The organism is Nocardia neocaledoniensis (assembly GCF_003182135.1).
Taxonomy (GTDB): Bacteria; Actinomycetota; Actinomycetes; order Mycobacteriales; family Mycobacteriaceae; genus Nocardia; species Nocardia neocaledoniensis.
Genome location: NZ_QGTL01000004.1, coordinates 273,728 through 292,440, shown reverse-complemented (window position 1 = coordinate 292,440; position 18,713 = coordinate 273,728). Strand labels below are relative to the sequence as shown.

Genomic DNA, 18,713 nt, shown 5'->3' with positions numbered 1-18,713 from the left:
GGCGGCGCCAACCCGATATGTGCACACAACTGTGGATAACTTGGGGGTAGTTCACCCGGTGTTGTGCAGCTTCTGTGGAAAACGTGGGGAAAACCCAGGTCAGTGCGATGGAACGCCCTGCTAGCGCCCGTTTTACCCAACTTGTCGCCTGTGGATGAAAGAAGTTTCGGCGTGTCGGTCAAGGTGAACAGCCGGGCGTGTTGGGTAAACAGCGGAGGTGCACGCTATGACCGGAGTCACAAATCTGCCGGTTGGTTTCGGCAATCATCCACAGGCTGAATAACGGGAGGTCAGCGAGTTGCCGACCATCGGCCGCTACCGCCGACCTGCACGGGAAAGATCGCCGGTTACCGAGCAGCTATCGCCATTCGTCCCTGAAAAAGGCAATGAGAAACCACCCCCATGCGGAACAAGGGGGTGGTTCTCAGCGAACTCAGTTCGCGGCAACCTCGAGGTTGAACTTGGCAGCCACGTCGGGGTGCAGGTGCACCACGATGCCGTGCTTGCCGGTCGCCTTGATGTGCGACTTCGGCAGCTCGATGCTGCGCTTGTCCACCACGGGGCCACCGGCGGCCTTGATGGCGCCGGCCACGTCGGCGGTGGTGACCGAACCGAACAGCTTGCCGCTGTCGGCGGTCTTCACGGCCAGCGAGACCGACTCCAGGCCCTCGATGGCCTGCTTCAGCTCGTTGGCGTGATCGAGGTCGCGCACCTTGCGGGCGTCCTGCGCCCGGCGGATGCCCTCGACCTGCTTCTGGGCGCCACGGGTGGCCACGATGGCCAGGCCGCGGGGCAGCAGGTAGTTGCGGCCGTAGCCGTCCTTGACCTCGACGAGATCGCCCGGGGCACCGAGGTTGTCGACATCAGCGGTGAGGATGAGCTTCATCTGTCTGACTCCCTTTCTCAGCGAGCGGTCGACACGTAAGGCAGCAGGGCCACCTCACGCGAGTTCTTGACGGCCACAGCGATGTCACGCTGGTGCTGCACGCAGTTGCCGGTGACGCGGCGAGCGCGGATCTTGCCGCGGTCGCTGACGTACTTACGCAGGAGCGTGGTGTCCTTGTAATCGATATTGACGATGCCGGACTTGCTCTCCTTGCAGAAAGTGCAAGCCTTCTTCTTCAGCACCTTTTCGCGCGCGGGCGCTTTAGGCATGGTGTTCTCTCCGTACTATGAGTGCCGTTCCTCAGAACGGCGGTTCGTCATCCATGCGGCCGCCGCCCCCGAAGGAGCCGGCCGCGGGCGCGCTACCCCACGGATCGTCGTTGCCGGCGTTGCCGCCGCCCGACTGTCCGCCGCCACTGTTGGCGTTGTAGCCGCCTGCGCTACCACCACCGGCGTTACCGGAACCACCACCGAAGCCGCCGCCTCCGCCGCCGCGACCGGCCTTGGAGACCTTCGCCGTCGCATAGCGCAGCGAGGGGCCGACCTCGTCGACCTCGAGTTCGACGACCGTGCGCTTCTCGCCCTCGCGGGTTTCGTAGGAGCGCTGCTTGAGCCGTCCGCTCACGATGACGCGAGCGCCTCGGGTCAGGCTCTCGGCGACGTTCTCCGCTGCTTCACGCCAGATGTTGCAGCGCAGGAACAGGGCCTCGCCGTCTTTCCATTCGTTCGTGTTGCGATCGAATACGCGGGGAGTCGAAGCGACGGTGAAATTCGCCACCGCTGCGCCCGCGGGCGTGAAACGAAGCTCCGGGTCTGCCGTCAAGTTTCCGATGACGGTGATGACCGTGTCGCCTGCCATGTGGGGTTCCTCCTGCTCGGGGGTGCAGTCCGCGTCTCGGGATTTCGTGCTCGAGCCTAAAGCTAGGCTCTGACACGGAATTCGAGAAGAGGGTGCGGACTACTTGTCGTTGCGCAGAACCTTGGTGCGCAGCACCGTCTCGTTCAGGCCCAGCTGGCGGTCGAGCTCGCTCACGGTGGCCGGGGTCGCGGTCAGTTCGACGACCGCGTAGATGCCTTCGGCCTGCTTGCGGATCTCGTAGGCGAGCCGGCGGCGGCCCCAGATGTCGACCTTGTCGACTTTGCCGCCCTCGGTCTTGACGACGTTGAGCAGGGTATCCAGGGACTGCCCGACGATGCGCTCGTCCAGGCTCGGGTCGAGGATGACCATCACTTCATAATGACGCACGGACCAATCACCTCCTGTGGACTAGGAAACGGCCACGGACTTTCCGTGGCAGGAGGGTTCGTTGCGTCAGCAACCCGACAAGGCTACATGAGCGGGTCGTGAGCAGCGAAATCGATCGAATACTGTGGTCGCCATGACCAAGGCCGACACGTCGCAGCGGGCAACCCGCGGCGTGGCCACGGCCTCGGCGCTGACCTTCCTGATCGTGCTGCTGTGCGGGCTCACCTTGGCCCTGGCCTACGCCAACAAGGCGCGCTGCGCGGGCGGCGCGATCGACGAGATCGGCCGCAGCCTGGTGTTCGACGTCCGCAAGGACGCCGATGTCTGCTACTCGGACATCCAGTTCCTCTGGAGCGGCCGCGAGATCGACAATCACGTATTCCCGTACGTGCACGGCGGGATCACCGAGGAGGGCGCGCTCGTCGGCGGCGCCGTGGAGTACCCGGTGCTCAGCGGCCTGCTGATGTGGGCGGCGGCGATCGGCGTCGACAACGACGCCGACTTCCTGTGGCGCTCGGCCCTGCTGCTCACCCCGTTCGCGCTGCTCACGGCCTGGATGCTGGCGCGGATGGCGGGTCCGGCGGCGCTGCTGTGGGCGATCGGCCCGCCGCTGGTGCTCTACGCCTTCCACAACTGGGAACTGCCGGTGGTGTGCGCGGCGGTGGGCGCGGTCTACGTGATGACCGCGCTGACCGGCCTGACGGTGCGCACCCGCGGCATCATCGCCGCGGTGCTGCTCGCGGTGGGTTTCTGCTTCAAGATCTATCCGGGCATCTTCGTGCTCCCGCTGGCGCTGTACGTGCTCACCGAGGGCCGTCCGCGCGACGGGCGGCGGCTCGGCGAGCTCGACCTCGCGGGCGCCGCCCAGACCGTGCTCGCGGCGATGGGCACGGTCGCGGCGGTGAATCTGCCGTTCGTGCTGGCCGGGGTGGAGGGGTGGCGGGCCTCGATCGTCTTCCAGCGGCTGCGCCAGGCCGACATCACCACCAATTCGATCTGGTACTGGGGTCATCAGCTGATCTTCGGCCGCGCCGCCGAGACCTCGAACGACTGGCACGACATGGTCGCCGCCGCGTCCCCCACCCTGATCCTGGCCTCGTTCGCGCTGGCGATGTGGCTCGGATACCGCCGCTGGACGCCCACGTCGGCCTTCCCGTGGGTGGGTGTGAGCGGCGCGATGCTGTGCGGATTCATGCTGTTCCACAAGGTGCACTCACCCCAGTACACCCTGTGGATAATTCCGTTCCTGGTGCTGCTGGAGGTGCCGTGGTCGCTGGTCGCGGCCTATCTGGTGGCCGACGCGGCGGTGGGGATCGGCGTGTTCCGGTACTTCGCCGCCATGGGCGCGGGCGAGGACTACGACCTGCTGGAGGGGGTCGTCCAGTTCGGCGTGTGGACGCGTTCGGTGCTGCTCTGCATCCTGTTCTTCCTGTTCATCCGGGGCCGACGACGGGGCGCGACCGAACAGCTGGAACCGGTCCGGCTGCCGCAACCGGTGGTGTAGCGAGAAACGACAGCGGCGGCGAATCCCGAGGGACTCGCCGCCGCTGTGGCATTTCCGGCTTACTCCAACGCCTGTCAGCCGACCGGCGCGGTTTCCTTCGACTCGTCGACCGCGTCGGGCTCGCCCTTGCGGTTGCGCAGGATGGACGAGATCAGCGCGGCGCCGATGAACGCGACACCGACCAGACCGGTGATCAGCTCGTTGACGTGCACACCGATCGAGACCAGCAGGATCGTCGCCAGCGCGCCGATCGCCCAGTGGGCGCCGTGCTCGAGGTACACGTACTCCGAGAGGGTGCCCTGGCGGACCAGGTACACCGTGATCGAGCGGACGAACATCGCGCCGATGAGGCCGAGGCCGAGGGCGATGATGATCGGGTCCGAGGTGATCGCGAACGCGCCGATGACACCGTCGAACGAGAACGACGCGTCGAGCACCTCGAGGTACAGGAACAGGAAGAACGCGGCCTTACCGGTCGCCTTGACCAGCCCGGACGGACCGTGCGGGCCTTCTTCGAGCTCCTCGGTGTGGAACATCGAACCGAGGCCGTCGACCAGGATGTAGACGATCATGCCGAGCAGGCCGGCGACCAGCACGGTCGAGCGATCGTCGTCCTTGGCCAGGAACTCCGCGGTCAGCACCAGACCGGTGCCTGCGATGACGACCGAGAGCATGTCGAGCTTGCCCGCCTTGGCCAACGGCTTCTCCAGCCAGCTCAGCCAGGTGATCTCACGGTCCTCGAAGATGAAGTTCAGGAACAGCAGCGCGAGGAACATGCCGCCGAACGCCGCGATCTGCGGGTGCGCGTCGGTCAGCAGGGTTTCGTAGCTGGGGCTGCCGTCGGGGAAGTACGGCGCGTCGTTCTCCGGCGGGTTGAGGGCCAGATCGAAGGCCTGCACCGGATTCAGTCCGGCGGTGACCCACACGATGGCCAGCGGGAACACCAGTCGCATACCGAACACGGCGATGACGACACCGATGGTCAGGAAGATCCGCTGCCAGAACTCGCTCATCCGTTCCAGGACGGTGGCGTTGATGACGGCGTTGTCGAACGACAGCGACACCTCGAGGATGCCGAGGATCGCGCACAGCGCGAGGGCGGTCAGACCACCGTAGAGGTAGGCGACGACCAGCGACAGCACCGTGATGACGATGGACAGGCCGAAAATGCGCGTTATCACGCGGAGGGACCTTTCTGTGTCACGCGGACAGGGGGCCCGAGTCGACGAACCCCCCGTCCGAGATGGTGACTAGACGTTGACGCCGTAGTCGCGGGCGATACCGGCCAGGCCGGAGGCGTAGCCCTGCCCGATGGCGCGGAACTTCCATTCGGCACCGTTGCGGTACAGCTCGCCGAAGACCATAGCGGTCTCGGTCGAGGCGTCCTCGGACAGGTCGTAGCGCGCGAGCTCGGTGCCGTTGGCCCGGTCGACGACGCGGATGTAGGCGTTGCGCACCTGGCCGAACGACTGCGAGCGGGTCTCCGCGTCGTAGATCGAGACCGGGAAGAAGATGCTCTCGATGGTCGGCGGGGTGTTGGCCAGGTCGACGTTGATGACCTCGTCGTCGCCCTCGCCCTCACCGGTGGTGTTGTCGCCGGCGTGCTCGATGGCACCCTCGGGGGACTTCAGGTTGTTGAAGAACACGAAGTGCTTGTCCGAGACGACCTTCTTGTCCGCGCCGGTGGCGATCGCGCTGGCATCGAGGTCGAAGTCGGTGCCGGTGGTGGTGCGCACGTCCCAGCCGAGGCCGACCGCGACCGCGGTCAGGTTCGGGGCCTCTTTGGTCAGCGAGACATTGCCGCCCTTGGACAGACTGACACCCATGCGGGAATCCCTTCGGTTAGTCCGTTGTGTCGTTTCCCAGCATGTCCGAATCGCCGGGTACGGCTACGACAGTAATAGGTTTCGCGAAACTTGCGTAGGAACAAGCTGCAGCCCTGGTGAAGGCTGCGAATCTCCTACCATCGGGACTGTGCGTGGTCGGGTCGCCGCGCGGTTCGGAAAGGGGACGTGACGGTGACACCTCGCAGACGCGGATGGTTCAGGTCGGGGGCGGATCATGACTGGATCAGCGGAGCGCGGGCCGCGACATCGGCCGCTTTCCTCGACATGGATCAGCGGCAGACGGCGGCGGAGGCGGGTGTGCTTGCCAGCGAACAGGTTTTCCCCGACCGCGCGATCGGCGCGGTGTGGGAGCCGGTGCGTGCGCGCTGCTACGCGGCGGCGGGCGCGTACCTGGGTTTCACCGATGAGCTCGATGCCGCCGAGGCCGCGGGCACGTCGGTCGCCGACGGTCCGGCCAGGGCCGACGCGCTGGTGCGCCAGCTGACCGACGCGGCCCGCGGGGTCGACGAGTTCTATCACGCGCACAGCGCCGGACTGGCCGAGGCGGCCCGGGTACGCGGGGCCGTACCGCAGCTACTGGCGCAGGTGCGGACGGAGGCGGAGCGGGCGCTGGCCGCGGCGGAGTCGTCGGGGTACGGCTCGTATCCGTCGGTGGCCGCCGGCGTAAGGCGGCTGAATGACGATCTGATCACAGCGTCCGCGGTGGATCCGAGCACCTCCGTCGCCGCCGCGCGCACCGCCGCGGCGGCGGTGCAACAGGCCACCAAGGAATTGTCGGATGCGTTGGCGCAGGCCCCTTCTCGGGCCGGCGCGGCCACCAACGCGATCTCCTCCGTGACCACCAGACTGGCCGCGGTGCGCAACCGCGCGGACGCGCTCGGTCCCGCCTACTCGGCGCTGTTGCGCGAGTTCAACGCTGCGAGTTCGGCGGACTTGACCAACAATGAGCGAGAAAGCCGCCGCGATATCGACGCCGCGGACGCCGCGCTGGTCCGCGCGCGTGTCGCGGCGGCCGAGCACGACCCGGAGACCGCCCTTGATTTGACCGCGACCGCGCGCCAGCACCTCGCCGAGGCCGAGCAGTTGGTCGACGCCGTGACCCGGCGCCTCGAACTGTTGCGTGGCGTGCGGGCCGACCCCGATGCGCAGGCGCGCACCGTACGATTCCGGCTACGGGACGCGCAGATGCTCGCGGTCGATCGAGGACTGGTCGACGAGTGGGGCTCGGTCCTCGATGCGCAGGCCGAGCGGCTGGAGCGCATAACATCTGGACTGACGGGTCGTCATCCAGACTATTGGGCGTATGTTTCCGAACTGGATACCGTCGCGACATTCATCGCCGGCGTAGTCGAACGCATGAGAAAGCACGAGAAGAAGTGAGATGGCCCGACAGATGAGGTGGGGGGTATGACCGCGGGATACGCCGTCGCTACAGAGATCTGCCTGCGCAAACAGGTCCCGCTCCGTCACTTCCGGCAGCTGCACGGGCCGCGCGCCCGTGAGCTGTTCCTCGTCGAACCCGAGCCGATCGTCGACGATCGGGAACTGCTCGCGACCGCGCTCGGGGCCACCCTCTACGTGCCGGCGACCCGTCCCGATCTGGCCGCCACCATTCAGCGCCGGGCCGCGCGCGGGGTGTGCTCGATGGTGATCGACCTCGAGGACGCCGTCGCCGATCACCAGGTGGAGGCCGCCAAGGAACACGCGGTCGACACCCTCGACCTGCTCGCCCGCAGCGAGGATCCGAACCCGATGCTGTTCATCCGGGTGCGCGACCCGCAGACGGTCACCGAGGTCGTGGACCGGCTCGGGCGCGGCGCCGAGGTGCTCACCGGGTTCGTCTTCCCCAAGTTCGACACCGTCACCGGCCCCGCCTACCTGGCCGCGCTGGCCGACGCGCGGCGCAGGCTGGATCGGCCGATCTACGGCATGCCGGTGCTCGAGTCGGCGAACCTGGTGCACCGGCAGACCCGCGACGAACAGCTGTCCCGGATCGCCGAGCTGCTCGACGAATACCGCGATCACCTGCTCGCGGTGCGCATCGGCGCGACCGACATGTGCGCCACCTTCGGCATCCGTCGCGACCGCGACCTGACGATCTACGACGTGCGCGTGGTCGCCGACGTGATCGCCGACATCGTCAACTACCTCGGCCGCGCCGACGGCACCGGCTTCATCATCACCGGGCCGGTGTGGGAGTACTTCGCCGATCACGAGCGGATGTTCCGTCCGCTGCTGCGGACCGCGCCGTTCGAGGAATCCGACGCCGTCCCGTTCCGGCAGTACCTGGTGAGCCGCGACCTCGACGGGCTGCTGCGCGAGATCACCCTGGACCGGGCCAACGGGATACAGGGCAAGACCGTCATCCACCCCTCGCACGTGGCCGCCGTGCACGCGCTGTCGGTGGTGACGCACGAGGAGTACGCCGACGCACTGCACATCATGGAGGCCGATGTCGGCGGGGTCGCGGCCTCGGAGTACCGCAACAAGATGAACGAGATGCGCCCGCATCGCAGTTGGGCCCGCCAGACCCTGGTCCGGGCCCGCGCGTTCGGGGTCGCGAACAAGGGAGTGTCCTTCGTGGATCTGCTGACAGCGATGATCGCCGAATGAACGTGATCGAGAAGCCCTGGGCGACAGAGCATCTGGGGATCGAGCTGCATCACGGGGAGTCGTTCGCCGAGTTCACCATCGACGAGCTGGTCCAGCCCGGCCTGCGCCGCAACCCCCGCCGCGCGCACCTGCTGGTGTCGACGGTGCTCGGCAAACATCTGCCCACCGATCCGCGCGTGGTGATCGGCGCGGGCGATCAGCTGGGCGATCTCGTCCGCGACAAACTCGGTGACCGCGATGCCGTCGTGCTCGGATTCGCCGAGACGGCAACGGGTCTGGGTCACTGTGTGGCCGCGCGCCTCGACGCGGCGTGCTATCTGCACTCCACCCGCAGGCACGAACCGCGCGCCAGCACGCTGGCCGGTTTCGAGGAGGGGCATTCGCATGCCACCTCGCACCTGCTGCAACCGGCGCCGGCAGGCATCTTCGCCAACGACCTGCCCCTGGTGCTGGTCGACGACGAGATCTCCACCGGCGACACCGCGATCGACGCCGTGCGCGCCCTGCACGAGTTCGCGCCGCGCTCGCACTATGTGCTGGCCTCGCTGGTCGACATGCGGACCGCCGCCGATCGCGCCAAGTTCGAGGCGTTCGCCGCCGAGCTCGGGGCGCGGATCGACACCGTCTGCCTGGCCACGGGGCGTGTCGATCTGCCGGCCGGGTTGATCGAGAAGGTCACCGCGTTGCCCGACCCCGAGCTCAATCCGGTCGCAGCGCAGCGAGGTTCGTTCCGCAAGCTCGAATTGTCGTGGCCGAGCGATGTTCCCGAAGGCGGCAGGCACGGCATCCTCGGCGCGGACGCGGCGAACTTCGACATCGCGTTGAAAGTGGCCACCGGCGAGGTGCAGTCGGTGCTCGACGCGGAATTCGCGGGCCGTCCCGTCATCGTTCTCGGCCACGAGGAACTGATGTACCTGCCGGTGCGGATGGCTGCCGCACTCGCGGATTCGGGGACTCCCGCCCGCTTCCAGACCACAACGCGTTCACCGGCCTACGTCCTGGACGAACCCGGCTACCCCCTGCGCAGGGGCTTCCGCTTCACCGCGCCCGAGCCGGACCCGACCGCCGACCGCTACCTCTACAACGCCCAGTGGACCGACGGCGAGGCCGCCCCGGTCCTGCTGATCGTCCTCGACCCACCCGCCGACACAACGGAACTCGTCGCCACGGGTGGACTGGTGGATGTGCTGACGGCGGCAGGCGCCGATGTCCTGGCCGCGGTCGTACCAGGTGCCGACCCCCGCGCGCTGCACGCGGCCCGCTCCACGAGCACGGCGCTGTCGGCCGACGGTGGGCCGGCGGATGGGCGCACGGCCGTGGGCGCGGATGTGCCCGCCGCTGTCGTGCCGGGCGCCGACCCCCGTGCGCTGCGCACCGATCGCGCCGCGAGCCCGGTTCAGGCTGCCGGGACGACCGCAGGCTCCGGATCGAGCCCCGTTGGCGCGCCGAGTTGTTCGGCTGCTGTCGCCGAGCGGACAGGCCACGTCTCGGCGCCGACCACTGTGATCAGCTCCCCGCCGCCCACCGATGCGGAATCGGCCGCAGAGCGTGCCACGTCAACCATGGCGCCCGACGACAGCGGTGCTCCGGACTCGGCCGGGCGGTCGCGGCCGTCAGGTGCTCAGACGAACGGGGCGACGAGCGTGTCGGCGCCGAGCGGTGTCGACGCGGCGGCATTGCCCGACCCGCTGCACGGCCCCGAATTCGGTTCCTATGCGGCCGAAGATGTCTCGTGGTTGCTGAAGGATCTCTCCCACGCCGATCTCGAGGCCGATGTGGCCGAACGCGAGCGGCGGATCCAGGCCGGGGTCGCGCACTACGCCGAGTCGCTGCCGGTGGAGTACCAGCCCGACGCGCATTACCGCGAGTTGTTCGATCGGGTGCTCGCCGAGAGCGCCGAGCGGCTGGCGCTCGCGGTGGCGACCGTGGCCGAGCTGGTGGTGGCCGAGCGCGGCGAGGACGTGGTGCTGGTGTCGCTGGCCAGGGCGGGAACGCCGGTCGGCGTGCTGATGCGGCGCTGGTTGGCCAGTGGTGTCGGCAGGCCGCCGCTGACCGTGCCGCACTACGCGGTGTCGATCGTGCGCGACCGGGGGATCGACGCGGTGGCGCTGGATTATCTGGCGCACCACCATGATCCGGCGAAGATCGTGTTCGTGGACGGGTGGACCGGCAAGGGCGCGATCACCCACGAACTCACCGCCGCGCTCGACGCCTACCACGCGGCGGGTGGGGCGCGTTTCAACGACGAGCTCGTCGTCCTCGCCGATCCCGCCAACTGCGTGCGCACCTACGGCACTCGTGACGACTTCCTCATCGCCTCGGCCTGCCTGAATTCCACGGTGTCCGGGCTGGTTTCGCGCACCGTGCTCAACGACACCCTGATCGGGCCCGGCGACTTCCACGGCGCGAAGTTCTATCGCGAACTGGCCGGCGAGGACGTCTCGAACCAGCTGCTCGACACGGTCACCGCCGCCTTCGAGAAGGTGCGTGACCGGGTCCCCGCCGCGGTCGCCGAGATCCAGGCCTCCGATCGCACGCCGAACTGGTCCGGCTGGGCTTCGGTCGAACGGGTGAAGGCCGAATACGGCGTCACCACAGTCAATTTCGTCAAGCCCGGCGTGGGTGAGACGACGCGTGTGCTGCTGCGCCGCGTACCGTGGCGGGTGCTGGTGCGTGAAGCCGACGCCCCCGAACACGCACACATCCGGCTGCTCGCCGCCGCCAGGAATGTGCCAGTGGAGGTGGTACCCGATCTCGCGTACTCCTGCATGGGGCTGATCAAGGAGCTGGACCAGTGACCCCGACGGCGCTCGTCGCGACCGACCTCGACCGCACGATGATCTACTCCCGCAATGCCTTCGGCGGCGCGGAGGCGGTGGCGAAGGTGTGCGTCGAACACTACGAGGGCGAGCCGCTGTCGTACATGACCGTGACCGCCGTCGAACGCCTGCGGGCGCTCACGGAGGCCGCGGCGGTGGTCCCGACGACCACCCGCACGATCGAGCAGTTCCAGCGGATCGCGCTGCCCGGCGCGCCCTGGCGCTACGCGATCACCAGCAACGGCGGCAACATCCTGGTCGACGGTGTCGCCGATCCGCTGTGGCGGGCGGGGATCGACGCGCAGGTGCGCGCGAGCGGCGCGACGCTCGCCGAGGTCGGCGCCGAATTGCGCGCGCGGATCGACGAGTCCTGGGTGACGAAGTACCGCGAGGCCGACGAGCTGTTCTGCTACCTGGTGGTGCGCCCCGAGGCGGTGCCCACCGGTTTCCTGGCCGAGTGGGACGCGTGGTGCCGGGCCAACGGTTGGTCGGCTTCCCAGCAGGGCCGCAAGATCTACGCGATGCCCGACGCGGTGTGCAAGAGCATCGCCGTCGCCGAGGTCCGTGCCCGTCTGCTCGAAGCGGGTGAATTGGCCACGGGTGCGGGCACTTTCGCGGCCGGTGACGGGGCGCTGGACGCCGAGATGCTGCGCGCCGCCGACACCGCCGTCCGCCCGCGCCACGGTGAACTCGAAGAACTCGCCTTCACCGCGCCGAACCTCACCGTCACCACGGCCGCGGGCATCCTGGCGGGCGAGGAGATCCTCGAGTGGTTCCATGCCGCGGCGGCGCGGCCCGTCACCGCGTCGGCGTAGTCCGACAGGGGCCGGCCCCGCGAAGGGTGCGGCCCCTGTCGGCTCAGTAATGCTGCTGCTGGCCCGCCAGCTGCTGGGCCACCACACCTTGGATGCGCTGCAGCCCGCCCACGGTGATCCCGCTCTGGAGCTGGCCCTCGATGGTGCGGACCAGGGCGTTGTCGCTCATGACCTTTTCCGAGGACTGGATGAGCACGGTGCCCGCGCCGGTGAAGTCGAACTGGCGCTCCTCACCCGAGTTCGCGCCCATCCTGGCCGCGCCCGCCGCCAGGAAGCTGCCGATCCAGCCCTGGTCGTAGTGATGGCTGGGGGAGGGGCAGTCGGCCCAGCCGACCAGTGCCTCGGGATCGACGCGCAGCGGCGGCTCGGCGAACATCACCGGCCCGTTGGACGAGGCGAGGAACTTGCCGGTGCCGATCAGGGTGAGGAAGCCGGGCACGATCGACTGCTTGAGCGCCAGGCCCGGCTCGAAGGCGAGCAGGTTGGCGCCGCGGATGGTGAGGTTGCCGTCCTCGAGATCATAGGAATTGATGTCGTAGCCACGGTCGCCGATGATCAGCTTGCCGTGGCCCTCGGCCACCACGTAGTCGCCGGCGAACAGCGGCGCGGAGAACTGGCTGCTCACCATGTGCATGAGGTTGCCCTGCAGGCCGTGGGTGAGCATCTGGAACTGGATCTGCCCGTAGTAGGCGATCATCGCGCCCTTGCGCATGAACCACGGTGCGGTCAGGTCGATGCAGTAGGCGTAGCTGTTGCCCGGGATGTTGTCGCTGGCACCGAGAGTCATCGGCGAATGGATCTGGGTCATCGGCTCACAACTTCTCTTCGGAGGCCTGCACGTACACGACACCCTGTCCGTGGCAATGCAGCTGCATCGCCTCGCCCGCACCGCGGCCGACGGCGTCGCGCCAGCCCATGGCCGACTTGAGCTCGGTCTGCACATTGCCGTACGCGGCGACGAACGCCTGCGGGTCGACCACCACCGGATTCGGTCCGCCCACTTGCAGTTCCAGGAATCCGCCGTGCGCGAGCAGCACCGCGGCGCCCTGGCCGCTGAGCTGCGTGGTGAACATGCCCTGCCCGGTCACGACACCGGCGGCCGCGCCGCGCAGCGCGCCCATCAGACCGCCGCCGCCGCCACCGCCGCCGCCACCGGAACTCGCCACCGAGACCACCGAGGCCTGCAGGCCCGCGGTGTTGGCGAGCAGCCGAGACGCCTCGACGCGCAACACCGCGCCCGGCTGCATCTGCACCACGTGCACCTCGAGCCCGGCGAATCCGTAATGGACGGTGCCGTTTCCGCGCGCCAGCATGGTGCGCTCGTGCTCGCCCGCCATCATCGCGCCCGCCATGCGCATCAGTCCGCCGCCGCCCATGCCGGGCCCGGCGCCGGGGATCTGGTGCGGCGCGAAACCGACCTGACCCTGATAGAAGAGCATCGCGCCGGTCCTGGCGACGACGCCGCCCGCCTGGCCGACGTCGACCTTGACGACCTTGCTGTTGACCTTCTCGAACATCGCCGTCCCCTACCGTTCCGCCGGCTGGATCAGCACGACACCCTGGCCGTCCCACCGCAGTGAGAACGCCTCGCCCGCGTCCTGGCCGACCATCGTGCGCCAGGAGACATCGGTGACGAAGGACTGGTTGAGGTTGCCACGGGCCGCGACGAACGCGTCCGGGTCCACGATCAGCGGGAACTGCGGCGAGACCTCGAGATGGATCAGCGGACCGCCGGCCGACAGCAGCGCCACCTGGCCCTGCCCGGACACCGTGGTGGTGAACAGGCCGTTGCCCGCCGACATGCCGCCGACCCCGGCGAACCGCACATCGGTGCGCAGATTCCCGGCGAAGGCGAGCAGTTGCTGCGACTCGACCTGCAACGTCTCGTTGTTCAGGTCGACCACGGTGACGTTCTGGCCGTTCACGGCGAAGAACACCCGCCCGTTGCCGGTGCACTCCATCAGCGAGAGCTTCTCGCCGGTGGCGCGGCGCTTGAGCCCGGACAGCACGCCCTCGCCGCCACCGAAGCCGGCCGACTTGAACTGCACATTGCCTTCGTAGGCGACCATCGAGCCGGAGATCGCGCGGATGCTTGTCCCCGCGAGATGGGCCTCGATCACCTTCTTCGATTGTTCGAACAGCTGCGCCATGATCGGCCCTGGTGTCCCCTCTGCACAGGCGGGTGAAATGCCCGATACCTAACTGCGCGTCACCCTAGCGGATCGATCGGGTACACGCGCCGCCCGCGGAGCGCGGACGCTCGTCGCCGCTTTCTCGTAGAGTGGCAGACGACCGCACCGACAAGCGAAGGGTCGAACTTGTCTGCAACACTCGCCAAGGGCCAGAACGGTCCACTGGCCGTCAGTGACGTGGTGATCTCGCTCCAGCTCACCGCCCCTGCCGATCTGTCCGCACTATTGGTGACCGAGCAGGGCAAGGTCCGCACGGATGCCGACTTCGTCTTCTACAACCAGCCGAGTGGGCCCGGCGTCGATCTGCGCCCCGGCCCGGCGGGTCAAGCGGCCTCCCTTGCCGTTTCGCTGCCCGCGGTGCCCGCCGAGATCGACCAGATCCGCGCGGTGATCACCCTCGACGACGCGAACAGCAACTTCGGCCGCTTCGCCCCGCCCACCGCGATCGTCTCCGACGCGGCGGGCAATCAGCTGTTCGAGTACCGCATCGAGGGCCTCAACAGCGAGTCGATCGTGATCGCGCTCGAGCTCTACCGCCGCCAGGGCGGCTGGAAGGTGCGCGCCGTCGGTCAGGGCTACGCGGGCGGCTTCGCCGCGCTGGTCACCGATCACGGTGTGCAGGTGGATGATTCGCCGGCCCCGGCCGCCGCGCCGCAGCAGGCCGCGCCGCAGCAGGCTCCGCCCCCGCCGCCGCCCGCCTACCCCGCGCAGGCCGCGCCGAGCTACCCGCAGCAGGCCGCGCCCGCCTACGCGCCGCCCGGTGGCGGCTACCCGCCGCCGCCCGCGCCCGCGCAGCAGCCGCCCGCCGGTGGCTACCCGCCGCCGCCCGGTCAGGGCTACCCGCCGCCCGGCCAGCCGCAGCAGGCGCCGCCGCAGCCGACCGGAGAGGTGAGCCTGAGCAAGGATCGCCCGGTCAGCCTGCAGAAGGGGCAGCGCGTCACGCTCCGCAAGGAGGGTGGTGTCGCGCTGACCTTCGTGAAGATGGGTCTCGGCTGGGACCCGGTGCGCACGCGCGGCATGTTCGGCAACCGCACGGTCGACATCGACCTGGACGCGTCGGTCTGCCTGTTCGCCGACAACAACCTGGTCGATGTGGCCTATTACGGCCAGCTGTCCTCCAAGGACGGCTCGGTGCGGCACCAGGGTGACAACCTCACCGGTGAGGGCGACGGCGATGACGAGATGATCCTGGTCGACCTCACCAGGATCCCCGCGCACATCAACTCGCTGCTGTTCATCGTCACCTCCTACAAGGGGCACACGTTCGAGCAGGTGCAGAACGCCTTCTGCCGCCTGATCGACGGCAGCAACAACGGCGAACTCGCCCGCTACACCCTCGCCGGCGGCATGCCGTTCACCGCGATGGCCATGGCCAAGGTGTACCGGGTCGGCGCGGACTGGAAGATGCAGGCGCTGGGCGAGGGTTTCCAGGCCAAGCATCCCGGTGAGGCCGTGCCCCAGCTGGGCCGGTTCCTCGGCGGGAACTAGACCGCACCAACAGAGCAGGGCATACGACGTGATTCACCTGAAGGCGGGCCAGAACACCGCGCTGACCGCCGACACCGTGCGGTTCACCGCACAGACCACCGGCGCGATCGACCTCGGCGCGCTGGTGGTCGGCGAGGATCTGCGGGTCCGCGACGAGCATGATCACGTGTGCGCGTCGCGGCCCGGCGCACCCGGCGTGCGGCTGGCAGGCGGGGCGATCGAGCTCTCGCTCTCGCAGGTCAGGTCGGACGCGAACGCCGTGCTGCTGTTCGTCGCCGCGAGTCACGTGCTCGGTACCGTCACGGCGATGCTGGCCGAGAACGGCACGCCCGCCGCGGAATTCGTGATCGCCCCGAGCTCGGGGGAGAGCGCGCTGATCTGTCTCGAGGTGTACCGCCGCGGCGGCGCCTGGAAGCTGCGCGCGCTGGGGCAGGGCTACGACGGCGGCGCGGCGCGGCTGCTCACCGCGCACGGCGTCCCCGCGGCCGCCGCGCTGGCGGACGCGCCGACCGCGCACGGCGTTCCGGCCGCGTCGTCGCAGCCGACGGAGACGCTCGCGCAGCAGCCCGTCGGCGCGCCGGGCATCCCGCTCGAGGTCGACCACGGCCTGCAGCGGATGTGGATGATCTTCGAGGACGCCGCCCGCTCGGCCGCCGCGATGATCTCCGCGCGCGAGTACGCCACCAAGCGGCTCGATCAGGAGATGTCGGAAGCGGTCTCGAACCCGGCGACCCGCAACACCCCGGCCGCCGACGCGGCCAGGGCCGCGGCGCAGCGCCGTCACGACGAATTGGTCGCCGTCGCCGATGCCGACCACCGGCGCGACAGCGACCAGCTCGCGCGCGAGATCGCCGAGGCCGACGCCGTGATGCCCGCCGCGCTCGCGTCCTGGCTCGCCCCGGCGTGGACGACCAAAGCCGTACGCAGCGACGGCATCCGGCTCGGCGAGCTGTACGCGCTCGACCGGGGAACGCTGCGCGTGCCGTATTGCGTTCCGGTGCCGTTGAACCGGCCGCTGTGGGTCGACACCGAGTCCAGCGCCGCCGCCTCGCGGGTGGTCGGCGCGCTGGTGGCCCGGCTCGTCGCCGCGCTACCGGACAAGCCGACCAAGGTCGATCTCATCGACCTCACCGGCGGCCTGCGCGGACTCGCCGCTCCGCTGGCGCCGCTGCTCGCCGGTCCCGTGGTCAGCGACCACACCGAGATCGCGGCCCGTGTCGGCGAACTGGCGCACGCGGCCGAACTCGCCGAAATCGCTTACAACAGTGGGCAGGCCGTGCCGCCGTCGGAGCACCGCATCCTGGTGGCCGCCGATTTCCCGCACGGCTACCAGCCCGCCGACATCGTGCGGCTCGGTCAGCTCATGGTGCGCGGTGATCTCATCGGGCTGTCGCTGGTGATCGTCGGCAGCGGTGGCGTCGACTTCGGTGACGGGCCGCTGTCGCTGCTGGCCCAGTCGTGCCGTCATCTGCCGACGGTGCCGGGCACCCCGCTGTTCGATCCGTGGACCGGCAACGCCTGGGAGCTCGATCTCGACATGCTGCCCGCCGAGCCGGAACTCCAGGCCCGCTACCTGCGGATGTAGTCAGTCCGCGACGGTGGCTGGTCGCGCGGCCGCGTGCGCTTGGCGCGGTCGCAGGAATTCCGGCAGCCACGGCAGCAGCGGGTCGGGCGCCCGGTCGAGGATGCCGCCCGCCGGATCGTCGACGTAGTCGCGGCGCACCAGGTCGTCCTGCGGACGCAGGATCTGGTGGATGATCAGCGCGCACAGGCCGACGACGGCGAGATCGCGCAGCACGACGGTGCCGGTGAACCACTGCTCCGGCAGGCCCTTGGCGTCCTCGCCGAGGTAGTAGAACATCCGCGGCACCCAGACCAGGGCGTCGATCGTCATCCACGCCAACAGGATTCGGCGATGGGGCAGGGCGAGCACGGCCAGCGGCACCAGCCACAGCGAGTACTGCGGGCTCCAGACCTTGTTCGTCAGCAGGAACGCGGCCACCACGAGGAAGCACAGCTGGGCGAGGCGGGGGCGCCGCGCAGCGGTCAACGCCACGTAGGCGATGCCCGCGCAGGCGAGCACGAACAGCAGCAGCGAGACCGTGTTCAGGATGGTCGGCGGTTCGCCGTGCGCGAGTTCGCCGTCGAATCCGCTCCAGCCGGTGAACGAGGTGATCACGTTGTAGATCGAGTCCGGGTCGGCGTGCCTGGTGGTGTTGAGCCGGAAGAATTCGCGCCAGCCGTCCGGGTACAGCGCCGCGATCGGCAGGTTCACCGCGATCCAGGTACCCGCGGCGGCGACGATGGCGAGGGTGGCGGCGCCGAGCGGGCGCAGCGCGAAGAACTGTGTCCTGGCAGGGGTTTCGCGCAGCCAGGTGCGCGCGGAGGCGATGCTGTCGACATCGCGTAGTCGCAGGCCCGCACGGGCCGCGGGTAGTCGCTGCATCGGGTCCGCGCGTAGGCACAACACCAGGATCGGGCCGAGCAGCAGCAGCGGATACAGCTTCGCCGCACCGCCGAGGCCGAGCAGCACGCCGGCGAGCACCGGCTTGCGGCGGGCCCAGGCCAGCAGGCCGGTGGCCGCGAAAGCCGTTGCCAGCGCGTCGAAATTGGTGAACGCGTGCACGATCACCAGCGGCGAGACCGCGATGAGCGCCGCGTCCCACACCCGGCGCCCGGCCAGTCGCGAGGACGCCCAGATGGTGATCAGCCAGCCCACCGCCAGCCCGAGCGCGACGACGTTGAAGTAGACCACCACCGACAGCGCGCCGGGCAGCGGCAGGTGGTCCCAGACATTGCCGATCTGCATGGCCGCGTACTGATAGAGACCCGAAAGGACCGGATACTCCATGTATCTGACCTCGGTGCCGCCGTCGGGCGTGTCCTCGATCCACGACTTCTTGTACGGGAACGCGCCCTCGTTGAGCCGTTCCGCGCCGTAGAGCGGGACCGTGTCGGAGTAGCACATGGCCACGTACTGACGGCCGTCGGTCCAGTCCAGCATCAGGCCGCCCGCACCGTCGCTGGTCTGCTGGATGCAGGGCGCCTTCGCGAACCAGCCCAGCGCCAGGAAGATCACCGTGAAGGCGAACATCACCCGCAGCGGCGTCCAGAACCGCACCCGGCCGATCAGCGCGTGATCGCCGACCGGCCCGCCGATCACCGTCGACAGCTGTGCGGTCAGCGAGTCGTTGCGGCTGGGCCGATCGCGCGCGTCGACCGACCGCAGGTCGGGGGCCAGTTGGGCGGGCGCGACGTAGTGCACCGCGCGACCCTGCCGGGTATCACTCGACGCAGGCAGGTC

At 69.0% G+C, this 18,713-nt stretch carries 17 protein-coding genes; 7 read left to right on the top strand and 10 right to left on the bottom strand.

From position 1 onward, the window contains the following. Positions 1-433: 433 nt before the first annotated feature. From rplI to rpsF, 4 genes are all read right to left on the bottom strand, one after another. On the bottom strand, positions 434-886 hold the full coding sequence (gene rplI, locus DFR69_RS13330) for a 50S ribosomal protein L9 (protein ID WP_019050002.1): 453 nt from the start codon (positions 884-886) through the stop codon (positions 434-436). Between the two features lie 17 nt (positions 887-903). Beyond that, complete coding sequence (rpsR, locus tag DFR69_RS13325) at positions 904-1,155, bottom strand: 30S ribosomal protein S18 (protein WP_019050001.1); 252 nt, start codon at positions 1,153-1,155, stop codon at positions 904-906. Positions 1,156-1,186: 31 nt separating this feature from the next. Then, on the bottom strand, positions 1,187-1,744 hold the full coding sequence (locus DFR69_RS13320; protein WP_110037832.1) for a single-stranded DNA-binding protein: 558 nt from the start codon (positions 1,742-1,744) through the stop codon (positions 1,187-1,189). 99 nt (positions 1,745-1,843) lie between these two features. After that, positions 1,844-2,131, bottom strand: a complete 288-nt coding sequence (gene rpsF, locus DFR69_RS13315) for a 30S ribosomal protein S6 (protein ID WP_110037831.1) — start codon at positions 2,129-2,131, stop codon at positions 1,844-1,846. Between the two features lie 133 nt (positions 2,132-2,264). On the opposite strand from rpsF, the gene DFR69_RS13310 reads away from it, so the two are divergent. Then, on the top strand, positions 2,265-3,635 hold the full coding sequence (locus DFR69_RS13310) for a glycosyltransferase family 87 protein (protein WP_110038267.1): 1,371 nt from the start codon (positions 2,265-2,267) through the stop codon (positions 3,633-3,635). Between the two features lie 74 nt (positions 3,636-3,709). Here the strand turns inward: DFR69_RS13310 and DFR69_RS13305 are convergent, their stop codons facing one another. Continuing rightward, positions 3,710-4,816 carry a DUF475 domain-containing protein gene (locus tag DFR69_RS13305; RefSeq protein ID WP_110037830.1) on the bottom strand — a complete coding sequence of 369 codons (1,107 nt, stop codon included), beginning with the start codon at positions 4,814-4,816 and terminating at the stop codon, positions 3,710-3,712. Between the two features lie 69 nt (positions 4,817-4,885). Beyond that, positions 4,886-5,461, bottom strand: a complete 576-nt coding sequence (locus DFR69_RS13300) for a TerD family protein (protein WP_019049996.1) — start codon at positions 5,459-5,461, stop codon at positions 4,886-4,888. Positions 5,462-5,746: 285 nt separating this feature from the next. Here DFR69_RS13300 and DFR69_RS13295 point away from each other — a divergent pair, with 285 nt between their 5' ends. Genes DFR69_RS13295 through DFR69_RS13280 form a run of 4 tightly spaced genes read left to right on the top strand, consistent with a single transcriptional unit; the run spans position 5,747 to position 11,729 of the window. Then, positions 5,747-6,862, top strand: coding sequence for a hypothetical protein (locus tag DFR69_RS13295; protein WP_110037829.1), 1,116 nt, complete (start codon positions 5,747-5,749; stop codon positions 6,860-6,862). A 27-nt stretch (positions 6,863-6,889) separates the two neighbouring features. Further along, on the top strand, positions 6,890-8,095 hold the full coding sequence (locus tag DFR69_RS13290) for an HpcH/HpaI aldolase/citrate lyase family protein (protein WP_110037828.1): 1,206 nt from the start codon (positions 6,890-6,892) through the stop codon (positions 8,093-8,095). Next, positions 8,092-10,893, top strand: coding sequence for a phosphoribosyltransferase (locus DFR69_RS13285; protein ID WP_110037827.1), 2,802 nt, complete (start codon positions 8,092-8,094; stop codon positions 10,891-10,893). Before DFR69_RS13290 ends, DFR69_RS13285 begins: the two co-directional genes overlap by 4 nt. A 38-nt stretch (positions 10,894-10,931) precedes the next feature. Continuing rightward, on the top strand, positions 10,932-11,729 hold the full coding sequence (locus tag DFR69_RS13280; protein WP_110038266.1) for an HAD family hydrolase: 798 nt from the start codon (positions 10,932-10,934) through the stop codon (positions 11,727-11,729). A gap of 43 nt (positions 11,730-11,772) precedes the next feature. Here the strand turns inward: DFR69_RS13280 and DFR69_RS13275 are convergent, their stop codons facing one another. From DFR69_RS13275 to DFR69_RS13265, 3 genes are read right to left on the bottom strand one after another with little or no spacing between them, the layout of a single operon-like run. Beyond that, a complete protein-coding gene (locus DFR69_RS13275) occupies positions 11,773-12,537 on the bottom strand; it encodes an AIM24 family protein (protein WP_110037826.1) in 765 nt (254 codons plus the stop codon). 4 nt (positions 12,538-12,541) lie between these two features. Then, positions 12,542-13,246, bottom strand: a complete 705-nt coding sequence (locus DFR69_RS13270; protein ID WP_110037825.1) for an AIM24 family protein — start codon at positions 13,244-13,246, stop codon at positions 12,542-12,544. Between the two features lie 9 nt (positions 13,247-13,255). Further along, positions 13,256-13,879 carry an AIM24 family protein gene (locus DFR69_RS13265; RefSeq protein WP_110037824.1) on the bottom strand — a complete coding sequence of 208 codons (624 nt, stop codon included), beginning with the start codon at positions 13,877-13,879 and terminating at the stop codon, positions 13,256-13,258. Positions 13,880-14,047: 168 nt separating this feature from the next. Here DFR69_RS13265 and DFR69_RS13260 point away from each other — a divergent pair, with 168 nt between their 5' ends. After that, on the top strand, positions 14,048-15,409 hold the full coding sequence (locus tag DFR69_RS13260; protein ID WP_110037823.1) for a TerD family protein: 1,362 nt from the start codon (positions 14,048-14,050) through the stop codon (positions 15,407-15,409). 28 nt (positions 15,410-15,437) lie between these two features. After that, entirely contained in the window at positions 15,438-16,994 is a 1,557-nt protein-coding gene (locus DFR69_RS13255; protein ID WP_110037822.1) for a TerD family protein, read from the top strand. Here the strand turns inward: DFR69_RS13255 and DFR69_RS13250 are convergent, their stop codons facing one another. Then, positions 16,995-18,674: a glycosyltransferase family 87 protein gene (locus DFR69_RS13250; protein WP_110038265.1), complete on the bottom strand. Its 1,680-nt coding sequence runs from the start codon at positions 18,672-18,674 to the stop codon at positions 16,995-16,997. Positions 18,675-18,713: the final 39 nt, after the last annotated feature.